The organism is Kitasatospora sp. NPDC015121 (genome assembly GCF_055562955.1).
Window position 1 is genome coordinate 23,584 of the sequence record NZ_JBVHEH010000007.1, and the last position, 19,744, is coordinate 43,327.

The 19,744-nt window shown below is 73.0% G+C and carries 18 protein-coding genes and 1 pseudogene; 4 read left to right on the plus strand and 15 right to left on the minus strand.

What is annotated here, in order from left to right:
* Positions 1–2: 2 nt before the first annotated feature.
* Genes ureC through ACZ3J7_RS11890 form a run of 5 tightly spaced genes read right to left on the minus strand, consistent with a single transcriptional unit; the run spans position 3 to position 4,399 of the window.
* Positions 3–1,727 (minus strand): urease subunit alpha, encoded by a 1,725-nt coding sequence (gene ureC / locus ACZ3J7_RS11870; protein WP_465619447.1) that lies wholly within the window; start codon positions 1,725–1,727, stop codon positions 3–5.
* The gene (locus tag ACZ3J7_RS11875; RefSeq protein WP_465619449.1) at positions 1,727–2,182 is read right to left on the minus strand and encodes an urease subunit beta; all 456 of its coding nucleotides are present in this window, start codon (positions 2,180–2,182) and stop codon (positions 1,727–1,729) included. The genes ureC and ACZ3J7_RS11875 overlap by 1 nt, the downstream gene beginning before the upstream one ends.
* A complete protein-coding gene (locus ACZ3J7_RS11880) occupies positions 2,179–3,063 on the minus strand; it encodes a sirohydrochlorin chelatase (protein ID WP_465619451.1) in 885 nt (294 codons plus the stop codon). The genes ACZ3J7_RS11875 and ACZ3J7_RS11880 overlap by 4 nt, the downstream gene beginning before the upstream one ends.
* Before the next feature lie 2 nt (positions 3,064–3,065).
* On the minus strand, positions 3,066–3,371 hold the full coding sequence (locus tag ACZ3J7_RS11885; RefSeq protein WP_465619453.1) for an urease subunit gamma: 306 nt from the start codon (positions 3,369–3,371) through the stop codon (positions 3,066–3,068).
* A gap of 59 nt (positions 3,372–3,430) precedes the next feature.
* Complete coding sequence (locus ACZ3J7_RS11890) at positions 3,431–4,399, minus strand: urea transporter (RefSeq protein ID WP_465619455.1); 969 nt, start codon at positions 4,397–4,399, stop codon at positions 3,431–3,433.
* Between the two features lie 172 nt (positions 4,400–4,571).
* On the opposite strand from ACZ3J7_RS11890, the gene ACZ3J7_RS11895 reads away from it, so the two are divergent.
* From ACZ3J7_RS11895 to ACZ3J7_RS11910, 4 genes are all read left to right on the plus strand, one after another.
* Positions 4,572–5,069 carry a fluoride efflux transporter FluC gene (locus ACZ3J7_RS11895; RefSeq protein WP_465619457.1) on the plus strand — a complete coding sequence of 166 codons (498 nt, stop codon included), beginning with the start codon at positions 4,572–4,574 and terminating at the stop codon, positions 5,067–5,069.
* Positions 5,059–5,436 (plus strand): fluoride efflux transporter CrcB, encoded by a 378-nt coding sequence (gene crcB, locus ACZ3J7_RS11900; protein ID WP_465619459.1) that lies wholly within the window; start codon positions 5,059–5,061, stop codon positions 5,434–5,436. Before ACZ3J7_RS11895 ends, crcB begins: the two co-directional genes overlap by 11 nt.
* Positions 5,437–6,671: 1,235 nt before the next feature.
* Entirely contained in the window at positions 6,672–7,484 is an 813-nt protein-coding gene (locus tag ACZ3J7_RS11905) for an AfsR/SARP family transcriptional regulator (protein ID WP_465619461.1), read from the plus strand.
* 190 nt (positions 7,485–7,674) lie between these two features.
* A complete protein-coding gene (locus ACZ3J7_RS11910) occupies positions 7,675–9,609 on the plus strand; it encodes a helix-turn-helix domain-containing protein (protein ID WP_465619463.1) in 1,935 nt (644 codons plus the stop codon).
* Between the two features lie 162 nt (positions 9,610–9,771).
* Here the strand turns inward: ACZ3J7_RS11910 and ACZ3J7_RS11915 are convergent, their stop codons facing one another.
* The 10 genes and pseudogenes from ACZ3J7_RS11915 to ACZ3J7_RS11960 all read right to left on the minus strand — a co-directional run bounded on the left by ACZ3J7_RS11915 (position 9,772) and on the right by ACZ3J7_RS11960 (position 19,506).
* Positions 9,772–10,974 carry an IS701 family transposase gene (locus ACZ3J7_RS11915; protein WP_465619465.1) on the minus strand — a complete coding sequence of 401 codons (1,203 nt, stop codon included), beginning with the start codon at positions 10,972–10,974 and terminating at the stop codon, positions 9,772–9,774.
* Between the two features lie 264 nt (positions 10,975–11,238).
* The gene (aroC, locus tag ACZ3J7_RS11920; RefSeq protein WP_465619467.1) at positions 11,239–12,423 is read right to left on the minus strand and encodes a chorismate synthase; all 1,185 of its coding nucleotides are present in this window, start codon (positions 12,421–12,423) and stop codon (positions 11,239–11,241) included.
* On the minus strand, positions 12,420–13,622 hold the full coding sequence (locus tag ACZ3J7_RS11925; protein WP_465619469.1) for a 3-hydroxybenzoate 6-monooxygenase: 1,203 nt from the start codon (positions 13,620–13,622) through the stop codon (positions 12,420–12,422). The genes aroC and ACZ3J7_RS11925 overlap by 4 nt, the downstream gene beginning before the upstream one ends.
* Positions 13,623–13,665: 43 nt before the next feature.
* Positions 13,666–13,809, minus strand: a complete 144-nt coding sequence (locus tag ACZ3J7_RS11930; RefSeq protein WP_465619471.1) for a hypothetical protein — start codon at positions 13,807–13,809, stop codon at positions 13,666–13,668.
* 106 nt (positions 13,810–13,915) lie between these two features.
* Positions 13,916–14,551: pseudogene (locus ACZ3J7_RS11935) on the minus strand (3-phosphoshikimate 1-carboxyvinyltransferase); the annotation flags it as partial.
* Between the two features lie 5 nt (positions 14,552–14,556).
* A complete protein-coding gene (locus ACZ3J7_RS11940; protein WP_465619473.1) occupies positions 14,557–14,898 on the minus strand; it encodes a hypothetical protein in 342 nt (113 codons plus the stop codon).
* Positions 14,886–16,775, minus strand: a complete 1,890-nt coding sequence (locus ACZ3J7_RS11945; RefSeq protein WP_465619475.1) for an anthranilate synthase family protein — start codon at positions 16,773–16,775, stop codon at positions 14,886–14,888. The genes ACZ3J7_RS11940 and ACZ3J7_RS11945 overlap by 13 nt, the downstream gene beginning before the upstream one ends.
* Before the next feature lie 26 nt (positions 16,776–16,801).
* Positions 16,802–17,461 (minus strand): isochorismatase family protein, encoded by a 660-nt coding sequence (locus ACZ3J7_RS11950; protein ID WP_465619477.1) that lies wholly within the window; start codon positions 17,459–17,461, stop codon positions 16,802–16,804.
* A gap of 19 nt (positions 17,462–17,480) precedes the next feature.
* A complete protein-coding gene (locus tag ACZ3J7_RS11955; RefSeq protein WP_465619479.1) occupies positions 17,481–18,251 on the minus strand; it encodes a 2,3-dihydro-2,3-dihydroxybenzoate dehydrogenase in 771 nt (256 codons plus the stop codon).
* Positions 18,252–18,330: 79 nt separating this feature from the next.
* Entirely contained in the window at positions 18,331–19,506 is a 1,176-nt protein-coding gene (locus tag ACZ3J7_RS11960) for a 3-deoxy-7-phosphoheptulonate synthase (RefSeq protein WP_465619481.1), read from the minus strand.
* Positions 19,507–19,744: the final 238 nt, after the last annotated feature.

Here is a 19,744-nt window from a genome sequence, read left to right on the forward strand (position 1 = left end):
CGCTACACCACGAAGTACAGGTGGTTGAGCGGCAGCGTCTCGGCGGGGTCGATGGTGGCGACCTCGCCGTCCAGGGTGACCTTGAAGGTCTCCGGGTCGACCTCGACCTTCGGCAGCGCGTTGTTGCGGACCATGTTGTGCTTGCCGATGACGCGGGTGCCGCGGACCGGCAGGACCCTGCGCTTGAGGCCGAGCTCTTCGGGGACCCCGGCGGCGATCCCGGCCTGCGACATGAAGGTCACGTGGGTGGCCTGCTGGGCGCTGCCGAACTGGCCGAACATCGGCCGGTAGAGCACCGGTTGGGGGGTGGGCAGGGAGGCGTTGGGGTCGCCCATCTGGGCCCAGGAGATGATCCCGCCCTTGATGATCATCTTGGGCTTGGCGGCGAACGAGTGGATCGGCCAGAGCACGATGTCGGCGAGCTTCCCGGTCTCCAGCGAGCCGACGTGGTCGGCGATGCCGGTGGCGATGGCCGGGTTGATGGTGACCTTGGCCAGGTAGCGCAGCACCCGCTGGTTGTCGTTGCGGGTGCTGTCGCCCTCCAGCGGGCCGCGCTTGTCCTTGCAGTGGTGCGCGGTCTGGAAGGCCCGGGTGACGGATTCGCCGACCCGGCCCATGGCCTGCGAGTCGGAGGAGAACATGCTGATCACGCCGAGGTCGTGCAGCACCGACTCGGCGGCGATGGTCTCGGCCCGGACCCGGCTGTCGGCGAAGGAGACGTCCTCGGGGATGTCGGGGTTGAGGTGGTGGCAGACCATCACCATGTCGAGCAGCTCGTCCACCGAGTTCCTGGTGTACGGCAGCGTCGGGTTGGTGGAGGACGGCAGGATGTTGGGCTCGCCGGTGACCCGCAGGATGTCGGGGGCGTGGCCGCCGCCCGCGCCCTCGGAGTGGAAGGTGTGGATGGTGCGGCCGTCGATCGCCGAGCGGGTGTCCTCGAAGAACCCGGACTCGTTGAGGCTGTCGGTGTGGATCGCCACCTGCACGTCGTGCCGGTCGGCCACCGAGAGCGCGTTGTCGATCACCGCGGGGGTGGCGCCCCAGTCCTCGTGCACCTTCAACGCGCAGGCACCGGCCACCAGTTGCTCGTCCAGGGCGGCCGGCAGGCTGCCGTTGCCCTTGCCCATGATGCCGATGTTGACCGGCACCTCCTCGACGGCCTGGAGGAAGCGGGCGATGTTGAACGGGCCGGGCGTGCAGGTGGTGCCGTTGGTGCCGTCGGAGGGGCCGGTGCCGCCGCCGATCAGGGTGGTGATGCCGTTGGTCAGCGCCTGTTCGGCCTGCTGCGGGGAGATCAGGTGCACGTGGGTGTCGATCGCGCCGGCGGTGGCGATCAGGTGCTCGCCGGAGATCGCCTCGGTGCCGGGGCCGATCACCAGGTTCGGGTGGACGTCGTTCTGCGTCTGCGGGTTGCCGGACTTGCCGATGCCCGCGATGAAGCCGTCCTTGATGCCGATGTCGCACTTGACGATGCCGATCACCGGATCGATCACCACCACGTTGGTGATCACGGTGTCCAGGGCGCCCTGCGCGGCGGTGGCCTGCGGGTCGGCACCCATGCCGTCACGCATGGTCTTGCCGCCGCCGTAGACGATCTCGTCGCCGTACAGGCCCTCGCTGTAGTCCTTCTCCACCTCCACGACCAGGTTGGTGTCGGCGAGTTGGAACCGGTCGCCGACGGTGGGCCCGAACATGTCGGTGTACTGCTGGCGGGTCATGATCGGCATCAGTTGGCGCCCTTCTTCTTCGCGCTGCCCTCGTGCTTCTTCGCGGCGTCCGCACCGCCTGCGGTGCCCGTGCCGCCGCCGTTCTCCTCCGCGCCCTGGAAGCCGTCCGCGTACGCCTTGCGGAAGGCCTCGATCCGGGCCTGGTGCGAGACCGTGGAGCCGTTCAGCAGGCCGCTGAACCCGACCAGCCGGCCGGTGCCGCCGTACTCGCACAGCTCGACCTCGCGGGTGCCGCCCGGCTCGATCCGCACCGAGGTCCCGGCGGGGATGTTCAGGTGCATGCCGAGGGTCCGGTCGCGGTCGAACCGCAGGGCTGCGTTGACCTCGAAGAAGTGGTAGTGCGAGCCGATCTGGACGGCCCGGTCGCCGGTGTTGACCACCTCGACGGTGACGGTGCGCCGACCGGCGTTGATCTCGATGTCGCCGTCGCCGTACAGGTACTTGCCGAATGTCACTGGTGACTCCTTGCGCCCGTCAGCGGGGACGTGTGGGTGTGCTGGGCCTGCGGGGTCCGGGGGTGGCCGTGGGCGTCCTCCGGATCGTGGTGATGGTGGTGCGGGTGGTCGCCGTGCACGTGGTCGCCGTGGTCGTGGCTGTGCCCGCCGGGCCCGTGGCTGTGGCCGAGGCCGTGCTGCTCGGCGGCGGCCAGTGCGGCCGCCGAGCCGTCCTCGCCGCTCTCCCGCAGCCGCCGCACGGCGGCGGTGGCCCGGGCGGAGAGCACCGCGGCCAGCGCGGCGGGGCCGAGCAGCGGCCCGCGTCCGGTGACCGACACGCCGTCAGGTGCCTGCGGCGGCACGGGCGGCAGGAACGAGGCGGACAGCACGGCGACCTCGCGGGCCCCGAGCAACCCGCAGCGCCGGACGCCCTCGGCCGGGGCGGGGTCGCCGCCCACCAGCGCGACCTCCACCAGCCGGTGTCGTCCGTGGCTGCGCACCAGGTGCGCGACCCGGTACAGCTCGGCGTCCTCGTACGGGTCGCCGGCGGGTGCGGTGAGCAGCAACGCGGCGTCGGCGGGGACGGTGGAGGCGGCGGCCCGCAGCCAGCCGACCAGGTGGGCGGGCGTGCCGAACGGCTCGGCGACGGCGACGCCGGAGCGCGGTCCGGGCGGCAGGGCGCGGACGGTGCGGGCGGCGTCGGCGGCGAGCTCGGGGTCGCGGCCGAGCGTCATCGGGACGACCGCGAGGGGCCGGCCGGCCGGGTGGGCGGCCAGCGCCCGGTACAGTTCGCGCCCGCTGGTGACCACGGTGGTGCCGGGCCCGGCGAGGTCGCGCAACGCGGTGCCGTGCGCGGACTCGTGGCCGCAGACCGCGAAGGTGTGGGCGGGACGGTCAGGCACCGTCAGCCGCCGATGGGGTCGTGCACCGAGACCAGTTTGGTGCCGTCCACGAAGGACGCCTCGACCTGGAGCAGCGGCAGCATCTGCCGGACCCCGTCCATGCAGTCGGCGGTGCCCAGCACGTGCCGGCCGAGCTCCATGCAGTCAGCGACGGACCTGCCGTCCCGGGCCGCCTCCAGGATGGCCTCGGTGATCAGCGCGACGGCTTCGCTGTAGTTCAGCTTGAGGCCGCGGGCCTGGCGCTTGCGAGCCAGGTCCGCGACCACGTAGACGACGAGTTTGTCGATCTCGCGGGGCGCGAGGTTCATCGTGGGGCCTTCCTCGGGACGGGGACGGGGACGGGACGGTACGGCTCGGTGACGGGGCGTCAGTCCGCGGTGGCGGCCCGCAGCCTGGGGAGCTGCGGGACGGCGGCCATCAGCGCCCAGGTGGTGAGGATGAACGGCCAGGTGAAGGTGTGGCCGTGGAAGGGCGTGAAGAGCGAGGTGATCGCCGCGGTCAGCCCGGTGGTCAGGAGCGCGCCGAACAGCGCGTAGCCGATGTTCCAGGGGGTGTTGGCGAGGAACACCGCGCCGAGCGCGATGCCGACCAGGACGGCGTTGTAGCCGTAGATGCCGTCGGCGATCTGCGCGGTGGGCGCGCCGAGCAGCCAGCCCGCGACGATGCCGGCCACGCTGCCCAGGGCGGCGGCGAGCAGCACCCGCACGCCCGCGAAGGCCAGGCCGACCAGCATGATCAGGCCCACGTACCAGCTGTCCACCAGGAAGACCTGGGAGACGTTGGTGAAGAACGCGTGCCAGAGGTCGGAGAAGGTGATGCCGGTGTCCCCGGAGGTGGGGTCGGCGACGGGTGCGGGGGCGCCGTGCCAGATCCGGGCGAAGGACGGCGCGCCCAGGACCATCACTCCGGAGACGATGCAGAACGGCGCGGTCAACGGCGTCAGCCCGTACGGCCGGGTGAGGGTGGCGAGCGCGGCGGTGAGGACCGTGCAGAGCACGCAGCCGACCGCGGTGAGCACGTACGTGGCGGGGTGGTTGCCGAGCGAGCCGATCAGGGCGATACCGGTGAGGCAGCCCGAATAGCCTTGCAGGCCCTGGGCGATGGAGCCGCGGTCGACGCCGAGGGCGTAGGCCGCGGCGGTGGAGACCAGCGTCCCCAGGGTGGCGAACAGGCCGACCCGCCAGCCCGCCGCCCAGAGCGCGGCCAGGATGAGCGCGCCGGTGAGCAGTCGGGGCTGCAGGTCGACCTGCCCCACGCCGCGCAGCGCGGCGGTCAGGTAGGTCAGCGGTTCGCGGTCCAGGGCCCGGCGCGTGCCTCCGGCGGCACTGTCTGTCACGCTCTGTCCTCATTCCTTGCCCGGACTTCCGATATGCGTGGAATAGCCTTCTCCACGACGAATGCGATCGGCAGTCCTGTTTATCCCGCTACGGCCGATCGGCCGCACGGTTCACCGTGGGTGTCCACGGTTTCCGCCCGTTCGGCCCACCGACGGTTCTCGGAGGAACCTGATGACCAACCCGTACTTCGACCTGGCGGACCATCCGGTCCGGCCCCCCGGCCATGCCCACTCCGAGCACGCACCGGGCCGGCAACCGCCGGTGGTCGCGGCGGTGGCGGTGGGCGGGTCGCTCGGCGCGGGGGCCCGGTACGGGGTGGAGCTGCTGTGGCCGACCTCCGGGACGGAGTTCCCCTGGCCGATTCTGCTGGTCAACGCGGTTGGCTGCCTGGCGATGGGCGCCCTGACGACGGTACTGGCGGCCCGCTTCCCCCGGTGGAAGAAGCTGGCGGGGGCGCTGCTGGGCACCGGTTTCCTCGGCGGCTTCACCACGTTCTCCCACTACACGGACGACATCCGTGAGTTGGTGCGCGACGGAGCCCCGGTCACGGCCGCGGCGTACCTGGTGCTGACGGTGGCGGCGGCGCTGGGCGGAGTCGCGATCGGCGTGCTCGCGGCCCGCGCCGTGGTGGGCGTCCCGGCGCACCAGGAGGCGTCCGATGGCCGCTGACTGGCTGCTCGTGCTGCTCGGCGGCCTGCTCGGCGCGCCGACCCGCTACCTGACCGGAGTGGCCGTCAAGTCCCGGGTGCACAGCCCGTTCCCGTTCGGGACGCTGGCCGCCAACGCCGCCGCCTGCCTGCTGCTGGGCTTCCTCTCCCAGGCGGCGCTCGACGGGCACCTGGACGCCCACGCCCGGCTGCTGCTGGCCACCGGCTTCTGCGGGGCGCTGTCCACCTGGTCGACCTTCTCCTACGAGGTCTTCACCCTCGCCTCGACCCGCCGGCTGGCGCTCTCCGGGCTGTACCTCGCGGTCACGGTGCTGCTCGGCACCGCGCTGTCCTTCGCGGGCGCGGGCGCGGCGGACGCCCTGGGGTGACGGCGCGGGCGGGCACCCGGGGCGGGCGCCCGCCCGCGTGCGGACGAGGAGGTCGAGAGCGGGCGGGAAGACGAGCCCTTCGAGCCGGCCTTCGGGGCGGGCGTTCATCTGGAGCGCGGCCTGGCGGTGCAGCGCTGCGGCGACGCTGGGGGAGAGGCTGATCCAGGCGCGGCCGGCCGGTGTCTTCGGCCGGCCGAGGGTGAGGCGGCCGTTGTCGATGGCGGCCAGGCTCCAACGGACGAAGAGGGTGCGGTCCACGAGGTGGATGTCGGTCCAGTGGAGGACGAGGGCTTCGCCGCGGCGCGGGGCTTGGGCGGGACGGAGCGCACGGCGGCGTTCAGTGCGTTGCGCAGGGTGGAGGCGGCCCGGTGGACGGTGACCGTGCCCCGGCCGGCGTCGAGTTGGGCGGTGATCCGTTCGTCGATGTGCTCGGGCCGCAGGTCCAGGAGGCGCCGGTGGCCGAACGCCGGGATGAGGTCGCGTTCCCCGCACGCCCGGTAGCCCGCGTATCTGATCCTGGCGCTGGGCCTTGAGGCCATTTCGGGACCAGCCGCTTTGGTCGCTGGTGACCGCCGATGGACGCATGTGGACGCGGTTGGGCATCTTCGGCCCCCGTCGGCTCCCATGAGCCATGCAAGTAATGCTCGACAGTCAACTCTTTTTCCTGAAAGCCAAGTTGGCCGCCTGCTCGGGACCCGTCACTGAGGGTCAAGGAGTCGCAGGTTCAACTCCTCTTGCACTGACTGGAGTTCGCCGCATTGATGCGGGTCGTGGCCTTGTTCCACGAATGCGGGGCAGGGTCCTCCTCGCACGACCTCTCGTGTCGGGTCGGCTTCCCCGAACCCGTCCCGAGGCTCTGCGGGCCCGCTTGCCTCCGATCGCGCACTGGCGCCGGACGGGTGGGCGTAGGCTGCGTGATGCGGCCGTTTCGGGTGCGGAGAACCGGGCAGTGTCTGGGCGGGGGAGGCGAGCTGCGACCGGTCTGCCCGACCGGGCTCTGCAGGTGCGGCCTCGTGCCGCGGGATGGGCGTCTCGGCGTTCTGGGCCGCGACGGGTCCGCACGGCGGAGCCCGCCGTGCGGAGGGCCGAGCGACCAACAGGTGGGCCACCCGTACGAACGCGATGACCGATCACGCCGGACCGTCGGCGCCGGGCACACGGGCCGAGGTCGGCAGCGAGGAAGCGGTTCCGGGGTACTGCGAATCGGGCGACGGCCCGAGCGGGAGGGGATCGACATGGACCTGAAGGTTCTTGGCGGACTGGCGGTGTACGAAGGGGGAGTGTCGATCACTCCGCCGTCGGCGGCGACCAGACAGGTTCTCGCGCTGCTGGTGGCCTCTGCCGATCGTGTCGTGCCGACGTGCGCCATGGCCGAGGAGTTGTGGCCGGAGGAGGTGCCCGAGAACGCGGGGCAGATGCTGGAGGCGCACGTGCGGCAGTTGCGTGCCGCGATCGGCGAGGCCCTGCAGACGGAGGGCGGCGGGCGGACGGCCGAGGAGGTGCTGACCTGGGTGCCCGGCGGGTACCGGCTGGGGACCGGCGGCGGCTCCAGCGACGCCCGGGCGTTCGAGCGGACGGCTGGAGCGGGCTACCGCGCCATGGAGGCGGGGGACCTGGGCCTGGCGAGCCGGCGGCTGCGCGAGGCGTTGGACCTCTGGACCGCCGCTCCGTTCGCCGGAGTCGCCCAAGGGCCGCATCTGCGTTCTCACGCGGCCCTGCTCACCGACTCCTGGCAGCGGGCCGTGGACCGGTGGATCGACGTGGACTTCAGGCTGGGGCGCTGGCGGGAGCTGTGCGCCGACCTGGCGCAGCTCCTCAGCCGGTTCCCCCCGCCCGCGTCGCCGTACGCCCAGTTGAAGGCCGACCTGGACACCAGGGGCCATGACCCCGAGGTGATCAGGCGTCACCTGCACCGGCGCCGCAACGCCTTGTCCTTCACGGCGCACCGCCTCGTGACGGGCCGGCAGGGGCCGCGCTCGACCTGCGGCAGCGGCCGCGCCCTCAGCCTCGCGGCCGCCCACGGGATCGGGTCGCTGCAAAGGGTCTGAAAGGGTCTGACGGACGCGGTGAGCGGCCTGGCGCCGGGTGCGCGCGTCACCCGACGGACCGGCAAGTCGGCTGGACGAGTCGTCCCGGGGGCGGGCGCGCACCCGGCCGCCGGCGCGGAGGTGAACGCTTGACGATCTGGTTGGACACTGTCTAGGTTCGTCGAAGTCGGACGGCCGGAAGAGGCGGGGGATGGAAGACGAAGTCGGTACGCGCCGCCCCGACTTGCTCGCCGTGCTCCGCCTCCTCGTCGAAGAAGCACCCCTGGAGAGCTACGAGGAACTCCTGCGGCGCGCGGACCAGGAGGGCTCCGCGGCCGAGCGGGTCGGTCTCGAACAGGCGGTCAGGCTGGCGTACGTCATCAACGCGCTCCAGGCCCGGCGCCGGCAGCACGCGGACGCACTCGCCGAACTGGTCGACACGGCACGCGACATGACCCAGCAGAACGACCTGGGCGAACTCCTCAGGGTCATCACCCGGTGCCTCAAGCGGATCATCAACACGGACTTCGCGTGCATCTGCCTGCACGACGAGGACGACGGGCTGCTGCTGCGCGCCGCCGAGGGGGCGACCACGGTCATCGTGCCGGGGGTGCCCCTGCTGCGCGACCTGGGGCGGCAGGCCATCGCCACCGGAGTCCCGCTGTGGACCGCCGACTACCTGCGCGATCCCGCCCTGGAGAACTGCCGGAGGGAGGGCGACGAGTTCATCCGCGCCGAGGGCATCAGGTCGCTGCTCGCCGTCCCCCTGCTCCACGGCGACAGCGCCCTGGGGGTCCTGGTCTGCGCCTCCCGCACGGTGCGGCACCTCACCCCGGACGAGATCGGGCTGGTGAGCTCGCTGGCCGCGTTCGGCGCCGTGGCGATCGAACGCGCGGAGCGGCTCCAGGACGCCAGGAGCGAGGTGACCGCGCTCGAACTGGACGGCTTCCACGCCCGGATGACGATGGCCAGGCTCGAACAGCTCGGGGACGCCCACAGCCGCATGCTGGGCCTGCTGCTGTCCCGAGCGGACCTCGACACCGTGGCCCGGGCCGCCGCCGACGCGCTGGACGGCGTCATGCAGCTGCGCGACCCCGCCGGCCGCGTCATGGTGGCCACCGCCGGCCTGCCGGACCTGGACGACGCCGCGGTGGCGGAGACGTCCTGGAAGGCCCACGCGGGCCGCACGCCGGTGCTGCACGAGGAGGGGACCTGGGTGGTGCCGGTGCTGGCCGGCGCCGAGAACCTGGGCTTCGTCGTGATGCGCCCCAACGCCGCGCTGGTCGGGGTGGACCAGCAGCTGGTATGCCTCGCCGCCCAGTCCTTCGCCCTCCACCTGCTCCTGCAGCGCGGTACGGCGGTGACGCAGGCGCCGGTGCACGACTTCCTTTTCGACGAACTGCTCGCCCTGTCGTCGCGCGGCCCGCGGCAGGCGCGCCATCTCGAACAGAGCCTCAGCGAGATCGGCATGAACCTGGCGGAGCCGTTCGTCCTGCTGGCAGTGCGCCCCGAGAGCGCTGGATACGGACGCGCCGTCGTGTGGGCCTCCTCCTACGCCCACGGCCAGGGCGGTCTCAAGACCGTTCAGGACGGCTGCATCATGCTGCTGCTGCCCGGTACGGACGCCTCGGCCGTCGCGCGCTCCGTGGGCGGCGAGCTGACGTCGATGCTGGATCAGCCGGTGACCGTGGGCGCGGCCGGGCCGGGGCGGGGCGTGGGTGACGTCACCCGCCTGCACACGGAAGCGCTGCGCTGCCTGGAGGCGCTGACCACGCTTGACGCCACCGGAAGCGCCTCGTCCCTGGAGGACCTCGGCTTCATGGGCCTGCTGCTGTCCGAGACGCACGACGCGAGCGGCTTCGTCGACTCCGTCATCGGACCGGTGCTCGACTACGACCGCACGCACGCCACCGATCTCACCGAGACGCTGGAGGCGTACTTCGCCACGGGCTCCAGCCCGAGCAAGGCCGCCGAAACGCTCCACGTCCACCCCAACACCGTGTCGCGGCGGCTGGAGCGCGTCTCCACGCTGATGGGGGAGAGCTGGCAGCAGCCGAGTCGCCTCCTGGACGTCCAACTGGCCCTGCGGATGCACCGGATGAGGGCCGTGCTGCGCCTCGGTTCCCCGGGGGCGGACAGCTCCTGAGACCTTCTTCGCCGGTGGAGACGGAGGCGGGGCGGGCCGGGGTCCGGTGATCTCCGCTCCGGGCAGACGGCAGCACCGTCCGGGCCCGCCACCTCACGGACCCGCACGCGTCCGGCCAGGTGGTCACGCCGATGGTCCGGTACGGCATGGCTCGGCTCGGCACTAGCCGCAGGCGCCCAGGGCTATCGCCGTGTGCGCCACGGAGGCCAGCGTCATGTGGCGGTGCCAGCCGCGGAAGGAGCGTCCCACGAAGTCGCGCAGTCCGACCCGATCGCCGATGCCGGCGAGGTCCTGCTCCACCCGGCCGTTCAGCTTGGCCAGGCGCAGCAGCGGTCCGACCGACGCGTGGGTCATGTCGGTGATCCACAGCTGGGAGGGGGGCTGCGCCGGGTCGGACCACTCGCCCAGCAGGAGCAGGCGCCGGGGCCTGCTCCTGGCGGGGCCCGGCATGGTGACGGGGACGGTCGCGGCCAGGGTGGTGCGCGCGGTGTTCCCGTGGGACGCGTCGGGCCAGGAGACGGGGATCCGCACTCCCTTGACCAGTTCGAGGACCCGCTGGGCGGGCAGCGAGCCGGCCCGGTAGCCCGGCAGCGCCGGGTCCGCCACGGCCATCCGGCTGGACGGGCTGATCCGGATCAGGAAGGGCACGCCGCCCGAGGTCAGTTGGTCCGTCGCGGCGAAGATGTCGCCGCGCCGCCGCAGGTCCAGCAGGACGGGGCGGTGCGGGATGTTCCACAGCCGCGCCATCTCCACGGCGGCGGACACGGCGCACTCTCCCGCGCTCTCCGCCCCCATTCCCGCCGGGAGTTCGGCCTGCTCGCGCCGCTCGGGGTCGTTGATCCAGGGATCGGGGAGCACCATCCGCCAGTTGACGGGCACGCTCAGCTCGGGGGAGGCGAGCCACACGCCGAGGGCCTGCTGGCCGCGGAAGACCTGGCCCAGATGCGGCGCGAACTGCTGGTCCACGCCCACCGAGTGCCGGCCGGCCTTGGGGATGTGGATCGGCCGGACCACCCACGCCTGGGGGGCCGCCGTCTGCTCGACGTAGTCGGCCAAGGCGATGCGCAGGGGGCGCCAGTCCCAAGCGGAGCTGGAGATGAAGTGGTGCAGGCTCTGGTCCACCCCGGCCCCGCCCAACCGGGCGGCGATGTTGCGGATGGACTTGCGGCCGGGTGTGGTCAGCAGACCACGCAGGTACTGTTCCGCGCGCAGTCGGCGGTCCTTCCGGCCCAGCAGGGAGAAGAGGACGGCGCTCAGTTCGTTGACGATGTCGTCGGATACCTCGGTGTCGTGGGGGGCGCCGCGCTGGTGGGACAGCGTCAGGGCGCCGGCTGAGCCGCTTGTACCGAGGGCCAGTGTGTTCACGATGCTCCAGCGGTATGGGGGTGGGCCTTGGTGGCCGCACCTCAACCATCGCTGGAGTGACCCCGATCCTACGAGGTGTTCCGGGTACCTGAATGCGTGCCCGGCTGCATCGGTGGTCACCTTCAGTCGGAATATATGAACTTTGTATTGACATACCGATTGCCGAGTTTTGACCGGCAGAATACGGCGTCGGTACGGGGTGTGCCGGGACCACAACCGACCGGGGCCGTGGGTGGGGTACGACCCACCCACGGCCCCGCCCGCTTACCGGATCCGCAGGTGTTCGAGGTAGGACCGCACGTTGCGGCGGGTCTCGGCGACGGAGTCCCCGCCGAACTTCTCGGCCACCGCGTCCGCGAGCACCAGCGCGACCATGGCCTCGGCGACGATTCCGGCGGCCGGGACGGCGCAGGTGTCGGAGCGCTGGTGGTGCGCCGGGGCGGCCGAGCCGGTGGCCACGTCGATGGTGGCCAGGGCGTGCGGCACGGTCGCGATCGGCTTCATCGCGGCACGCACCCGCAGCGGCTCGCCGGTGGACAGGCCGCCCTCGGTGCCGCCGGAGCGGCCGGACGCCCGCCTGACCCCCTCCGGGGTGGCGAGGATGGCGTCGTGCGCCCGGGAACCGGGCACCCGGGCCAGTTCGAAGCCGTCGCCGACCTCGACGCCCTTGATCGCCTGGATGCCCATCAGCGCGGCGGCCAGCCGGGCGTCCAGCCGCCGGTCCCAGTGGACGTGCGAGCCGAGGCCCACCGGCACGCCGTACGCGAGCACCTCGACCACACCGCCGAGGGTGTCGCCCTCCTGGTGGGCCCGGTCGATCTCGGCGACCATCGCCTTCGAGGCGTCCGCGTCCAGGCACCGCACCGGGTCCGCGTCCAGCCTCGCCGCGTGGGCCGGGGTCGGGCGGACGCCGTACGGTGCCTTCGCGGAGGCCAGTTCCACCACGTGCGAGACGATCTCGATGCCGGCCGTCTCCTTCAGGTGGGAGCGGGCGACCGCGCCGAGGGCCACGCGGGCCGCGGTCTCCCGCGCGGAGGCGCGCTCCAGGACCGGGCGGGCCTCGTCGAAGCCGTACTTCTGCATGCCGGCCAGGTCGGCGTGGCCGGGCCGCGGGCGGGTCAGCGGGGCATTGCGGGCGAGCCCCTGGAGGACCCGGGGGTCGACCGGGTCGGCGGCCATCACCTGCTCCCACTTGGGCCACTCGGCGTTGCCCACCGTGATGGCGACCGGGGAGCCGAGGGTGAGGCCGTGCCGCACCCCGCCCAGGAAGGCGACCTCGTCCCGCTCGAACTTCATCCGTGCCCCGCGGCCGTACCCGAGCCGCCGCCGCGCCAGGTGGTCCGCCACCATGGCGGTGGTGATCGGCACACCGGCGGGAAGCCCCTCCAGCGTCGCGACGAGAGCCGGACCGTGGGACTCTCCCGCGGTCAGCCAGCGCAGCCTGCTCAACGCTCCCCCCCGAGGCCGCCGTCGGTGAAGTCACGGTCACCGTGCAGCCAGGAGACGCGGTCCCGCATCTCCCCTTGCGTCAGCGCGGAGAGCATCGCGTTGCGCTCCCTGGCCGCCCCACCCGCCGGGTGGTAGAGGTCGCTGCCCATCCGCCGGGCGATCAACTGGGTGCGCCCCGCGCGTTCACGGCGCACGGCGTTGAACTTCTCCAGGCGCTGTTCGGTGTCGTCCCGGTCCATCCCGTCGAGCAGGTCGCCGAGGACCACGGCGTCCTCCAGCGCCTGGCAGGCGCCCTGCGCCGCGTACTGCAGCATGGGGTGGGCGGCGTCACCGACCAGGACGACGCGCCGGTCGGTCCAGGTCCGCACCGGGTCACGGTCGCACAGCACCCACTCGCGCCACCCTTCGCCGAGTTCGAGCAGACGGCGGGCGGTGGCGCCGATCTCGGGGAACCGGCCGAGCACGCGGTCGCGTTCGGCCTCCCGCCCGGCCACGGGCACGGTTGCCCCGTCGTCACGGGTGACCGCGAGGTTGAGGTGCCTGCCGCCGCCGATGATGTAGTGCACGAAGTGCCACTTGGGCCCGGCCCACAGGGTGACCGCGTTCCAGCGCAGCTCCTCCGGCACCTTCTCGATCGGGATCACCGAGCGGTAGATGGTGTGGCCCGAGACGCGGGGTTCGCCGTCTCCCAGCATCGCCGCGCGCACGGTGGAACGGATGCCGTCCGCGCCGATCAGCGCCGTGCCGCGGAAGGTCCTCCCGTCGGCGGTGCGCACGGTGACGCCCGCGGCGTCCTGCTCGTAGTCCCGCACCGCGGCATCGGCGAGGAGCTCGACGCCGTCCAGCTCCTGGCAGGCGGCGAGCAGCGGCTGGTACAGGTCGCCGCGGTGCACCACCGCGTACGGGTTGCCGAACCGCTCGCGGTAGGCGCCGGTCAGTTCCATGGCGGCGACCTTCTCGCCGGTGGTGCCGTCCATGAAGCGCAACTCGTCGATGAACACCGCGCGTTCGCGCACGCTCTCGCCGATGCCGAGGCGATCGAGGGCGTGGAAGGCGTTGGGGCCGAGCTGGATGCCGGCGCCGATCTCCGCGAAGGTCCCGCTGCGTTCGAGCACGGTGGAGCGGTGTCCGAACCGGGCCAGCGACAACGCCGTCGCGAGTCCGCCGATGCCGCCCCCGGCAATGATGACGTGTGCCATGGTTCGTCCCGTTCCTTCCGGTGGTGGGTGCGTGGGTGCGGTGTCACTGCCGGGCGGAGACCGGCAGCGGATGCTGGGGGGAGAGCCGGCGCATCTCCTCGTGGAAGCCGGGGAAGGCCCCGGCGACGCAGCCGGGGTCGTCCAGGGTGCGGTTCCCGGTGCGCAGGTTCAGCACGGAGAACGCCATCGCGATCCGGTGGTCGCGGTGGCAGGCGACGCGCGGCGCGGTAACCGGTGGGGCGGACGGTGAACTCGCCCGGGACGTCCATGGCCACCTCGGCGCCGAAGTGCCGCATCAGCGCGACCGTCATGTCGACGTAGGGGCGGCTGGCCGTCTCGCGCACCCGGACCAGCAGGGGAGTGCGCAGGAGCGGGCCCGCCATGAGCAGCCCGCTCGGGAGCCGGCTGCTGAGCCCGCCGTCGACGTCCAGGCCGCCGCCGTCGAGACCCCGGGCCCGTACCCGCAGGGGTGGCGTCCCGCCCGGGGCGGTGTCCACCAGGGCGCCCAGGCGGCGCAGCGCGTCGGCGAGCGGGGCCACGGGGCGGGCGGTGAGCTGTGCGCCGGCCTCGAACACGAAGTCGCCGTGGCCCGCGGCCGCGCACCGGATCCGGCCGCCGCCGCCGTCCGGCTCGCGGTCGGTGCCGGTGACCCGGCAGGCGCTGTCGTCGGGCGACGGCTCGACGCGGGAGCCCAGGCGGGTCAGCGCGTCGCGGAACGCCACGGTGTCCTCGCTGGCAAGGGGGCGGTGAGCACGTCGGCCGCGTCGGCGAGCAGCAGCGCCCGGTTCGTGAGTGACGTCGAGCCCGGGACGCGGACGCGGAACGTGCGGGGCGGTGCGAGAGGGGTGTCCATGGCCGTCCTTCGTCGTCGGGGGAGGCCGGGCGGCCGTCCCCGGTCCGTGGGACCCGCGCCCGGACGCGGGTCCCACGCCGGTCAGGAGCCGGCCGGTTCGAGCGCGAGCCCACGCCCGGCGAGCGCCGCCACGGCGAACTCGCCCTCCACGGTGGCCTCCACGGCGAAGGCGTACCGCTCGGTCGGCGGGTAGCCGATCAGCTCGGCGGCCCGCTGGGGCAGCGGGGCCTCCGCGGCCTGCCGGGACTCCCAGAGCAGCACCGCGCCCCACCGGCCGGCGCCGGCGTCGGAGATCCAGAACTTCAACCGCAGTCCGGGCACGTGGGCGAAGCGGTCCACCGCCTCCTCGCGCAGGAAGCCGCGCAGCGACTCGACGGTGTGCTCCGAACGCGCCAGGTCCCACCAGACGATCACCGCGTGCACGCGCCGGCCACCTCCCCGAGCAGCGAGCCGATGATGCTCGGCCCGGCCACGGTCAGGACGGACTCGGCGTGGAACTGCATCGAGGCGAACCCGGCCGCCCGCAGCGCGTGCACCTCGCCCGTGGCCGCGTTCCGGCTGACCTCCACCCTGCCGTGCACCGGGTGCTCGAAGGAGTCGGTGGCGCACCGGGCGGCGAAGGTGTTGTAGAAGCCCACGCGCGCCGTCCTGCCGAACAGGTCGATCTCGTGCTGGGCGCCCTGGTTGGGCACCTCGCGGCGCACCAGGTCCAGGCCGAGCAGCGTGCTGAGCACCTGGTGGCTCAGGCACACCGCGAGGAAGGGGCGCCGCTCGTCGAGGAGCCGGGCCGCCGCCGACCGCAGATGAGCGATCTTCGGGTGCGCCGTCTCCCGTGGGTCGCCCGGGCCCGGGCCCAGGACGACCAGGTCGTGGCCGTCGAAGTCGTACGGCTCGTCGAAGCGGCGCACGGCCACCTCGCAGCCCAGCGAACGGATCTGGTGGGCGATCATCTCGGTGAACGTGTCCTCGGCGTCGACCACCAGGACCCTGCGCCCGGCCAGCGGGCCGGTGAGCGGGCCGGGACCGGCCACGTCCTCCAGCCAGAAGCGCGCGATGCCGTCGTTGCGCGCGTCGAGCGCCTCGCGCACCAGGGGGTGCGACCCGAACCGGGTCGGCTCGGTCCCGCCGAGCGCCGCCAGCAGCCCCGCGGCCTTGGCACGGGTCTCCTGCACCTCGGAGGCCGGGTCGGAGTGGCGCACCAGGGTCGCGCCCACCCCGATCCGCATCACCCCGGCCGAGTCGATGTCGGCGGTCCGGATCAGGATCGAGGAGTCCAGGGTGCGCCCGCCCGCGGCGTCGCGCCCGATGAGGGCGACCACCCCGCTGTAGTAGCCGCGCCCGGCCGGCTCGTAGCGGCTGATGACCCGGGCGGCGCTCTCCAGCGGGGAGCCGGTCACTGTCGGCGCGAACAGGGTCTCGCGCAGGATGTCGCGCACGTCGTGGTCGGTGCGGCCCTCGATGACGTACTCGGTGTGCGCCAGCCGCGCCATCTCCTTGAGGTACGGCCCCCGCACGCGGCCGCCCTCGGGGCAGATCCGGCCCATCATCTTCAGCTCCTCGTCGACCACCATGTACAGTTCGTCGACCTCCTTCGTGTCGGCGAGGAAGGCCAGGACGCCGTCGAGGTCCGGGCCCGACGCGGGGTAGCGGTAGGTGCCGCTGACGGGGTTCATCACCGCCCGGCCGTCGCGGACGCTGATGTGCCGCTCGGGGGTGGCCCCGACGAACGTCCGCCCGCCGGTGTGGACGAGGAACGTCCAGTACGCACCCGTCTCCCGCTCGACCAGGCGGCGGAAGAACGACAGCGCCTCCGGCCGGCCGAAGTCCGGCAGCCGGGCGACGAAGGACCTCTTCACCACGAAGTTGGCGCCCTCGCCCGTACCGATCTCGTCCGAGACGATGCGGCGCACCGTCTCGGCGTACGCGTCGTCGTCGATGTCGAAGTGGTCGTCGGTCACCTTCACCGGATGGTTCGGAAGCAGTCCCAGGCTGTCGCGCAACGAGAGCGAGGCCTGCTCGGCCACCCTCATCGCCAGGAGCGGGCGGCCGTCGTCCGGAGCGGCGAAGCCGCGTTCGGCCAGCTGCCGGTAGGGGACGAGCACCAGCAGCTCCTGGCGGGCGCCGGTCGCCGGCGCCCTGTCGATGTCGAGCTCGGCGATCGTGGCGACCTCGGTCACCTCACCGGTCAGCACCTCCAGCGCGTCCTCGCCCGCCGCCTCGGGGCGGTGCAGCAGGGCGAAGGCCTCCGCGGAGCCGTCGAGGACGCGTGACAGCAGCGGCGCGCCGTCCTGCGTTGTCATGGGGTTCCTTTCGCCTTCGGGCGCGCTCAACGCGTCGCCAGGGTGGCCGCGTTCAGCCCGGTCAGCACCGCCTGGGCCGTCACGACCTTGGCGGCGCGCTCGGCGGCGTAGGTGAGTGCCAGCCGGTGGTACTGGGCGGAGAAGTCGGCGACCGCGTCGGCCACCAGGAACGGCTGGATGTCGTTCGTGTACGCCTCCACCGCGGTGATCAGTACCCCCACGTGCGCGTACACGCCGCAGATGACCAACTGGTCGCGGTGCTGCTCGCGCATCCGGGCCAGCAGGTCGGTCCTGAAGAAGGCGCTGTAGCGCCACTTGGCGAACGTCCAGTCGCCGTCGTCGGGCTCCAGCGGCGGGACGACCCGGCGGTGCTCGGGCGTGGCCCGCATGCCGGGGCCCCAGAAGTCCTTGAGGAGCCCGCGCTGTTCGGACGTCATGCCGCCGGGCTGGGCGGTGTAGGCGACCGGGATGCCCAGCTCCTTGGCCCGCGCGCGCAGCCGCGCCGTGTTCTCCACCAGGGCCCGGCCGAGCTCGGTGGTGCGCGGGAACGGCTTGAGGAAGTACTCCTGCATGTCGTGCAGGAGCAGCACCGCGCGCCGGGGGTCCGGCTGCCAGTCGACCGAGTTCTCGGGGAGCTGCTCCTCGGTGGGCATGGCGTACGGCTGGATGGGGGGGATGCCGGGCATGGGTCGGTTCCTTTCGCTCTCAGACACCGAGGGTGGCCCCGCCGTCCACGGTCAGTTCGTGCATCGTGATGTGCCCGGCCTCGTCCGACAGCAGGAAGGCGACGGTCCGCGCGACGTCCTCGGGGCTGGCCACCTTGCCCAGCGGGATGCCGACCCGGTACTGCTCGGGGTTGCCCGCGATCGACGCCTTGGCGGCGGTGTCGGCGGTGTGCATGCCGCGCAGCATCATGGTGTCGGTGGAGCCGGGGGCCACCACGTTGCAGCGGATGCCCCGGGACGCCACTTCGAGGCCCAGGCACTTGGTGAACGCGGTCGCCGCGGCCTTGGAGGCCGCGTAGGCGGCCATCTCGGCGCGCGCGGTGCCCGCGGCGTTGGACGCGACGGTGACGATGGCGCCGGCGCCGCGACGGACCATGCGGTTGACCACGGCGCGCGACACGTGGAACACGCCGGTGGCGTTCACCGCGAACGTGCTGTTCCAGTCCTGGTCGGACAGGGCGCGGGCCTGGCCGAGGCGCAGCACGCCGGCGCCGTTCACCAGGTACGTCACCGGGCCGAGACGGGTCTCGACCTCCTCGACCAGCGCGTCCACGGCGGAGCTGGAGGTGACGTCGGCGGCGAAGCCGGTCACCGGCAGGCCCTCCGCGCGCAGCGCGGCGGCCGTGGCGGCGATCCGCTCCGCGTCGAGGTCCACGGCGGCGACCACCGCCCCGCGCTCGGCGAGCAGCCGGACGACGGCCTGCCCTATGCCGCCGGCCGCTCCGGTGACCAGGGCGATGGTTCCTTCCACGGTGCCAACCTCCTGAGTGAGTCGGGTGTCGGACGGGCCGAGAGGCGCCCGGGGCCGGACGGGCCCCGACGGCGGGGAGTCACCCCCGCCAGGCCGAGGCCACCTCGATGGCCTGCTGCGGGTTCAGCCGCGGGTCGCAGAAGCTCAGGTACTTGTCGCCGATGCGGCTCAGGTCGACGGCGGTCGAGACGCACTCGGTGACCGCGTCGGGAGTCGTCTCCAGGTGCAGGCCCGCCGCGACGCCGCCACCCGTGCGCACCGCCTCCTGGAAGGCGCGGACCTCCCGCACCACGGTCTCGACCAGGCGGGTCTTGAGCCCCTCGGGGCCGGAGACGGTGTTGCCGTGCATCGGGTCCGACAGCCACAGGACCGGATGGCCGGCCCGGGCGACGGCCTCCACCAGGGCGGGCAGCCTGCGCGGGGCGTTCTCGGCGCCCATCCGTGCGATCAGGGTGAGCCGGCCGGGGCTGCGCCCGGGATCCAGGCGCTCGCACAGGGCGAGCAGGTCCTCGGTCGTCATGCTCGGCCCGACCTTGACGGCGACCGGGTTGGCCACGGCGGCGAGCAGGGCGACGTGGGCGCCGTCCAGCTGCCGGGTGCGTTCGCCCACCCACGGCCAGTGGGTGGAGGCCAGCAGCAGCGAGCCGTCGGGTTCGCGGCGCAGCATGGGCAGTTCGTAGTCGAGCAGCAGGGCCTCGTGGCTGGTCCACACCGGCACGCCGTACTCCGGGCGACGGCCGGCGGTGCCGCGCCAGCCCAGGTAGTGCATGGTGTCGCTGGCGGCCCGGTAGCCGGTGAGCAGATGGTCGGGGTCGGGGCGGCGCAGTTCGGCGTCGGGTTCGGGTCGGTTGACCATGTGGCCCCGGTAGACGGGCATCTCGACGCCGTGCACGGTCTCGGTCGGGTTCGAGCGGGGCTTGCCGAACTGGCCGGCGAGCCGGCCCACCCGCAGCACCGGCCGGCCGGACGCGAGCTTCATCATCCCCGCGAGCACGTCGAGCAGTGCCGCCTTGCGCGCGACGTCCCCGGGTGCCGCTTCGGCCGGGTCCTCGGCGCAGTCGCCGGCCTGCACGATCTGCAGGTGGCCGGCCGCGGCCTCGCGCAGCAGGGCCCCGAGGTGGTGCACGGCCTCGATGTCCACGAGGGCGGGCATCCGCCGCAGGTGGGCGCGGGCCTGGTCGAGACGCGGGTGGTGGGCCCAGTCGGGCTGTTGGAGGGCGGGCAGGGAGCGAACGTGGGACTCAATGTCGGTCATCAGATTCCCTTGGCGGGCATGTCGGAGTCACTCCGGCTGATGGCTGGCCCGGTCGTGGGTGAGGCGGCACGGGCTTCGTGGACGTCGGCAGGGCGCCGGCCCGGTGGTGACGCGCCGTCCGGTGGGCTCACATCCGGGTTCGGGCGGCGGACTCCACTGTTGGGAGGGGCGTCCGCGACCGCAACGCGAGGGCGCATAGTCCGTCGCTACCGCTGACAGTCCGTCATATTGAGTCGCA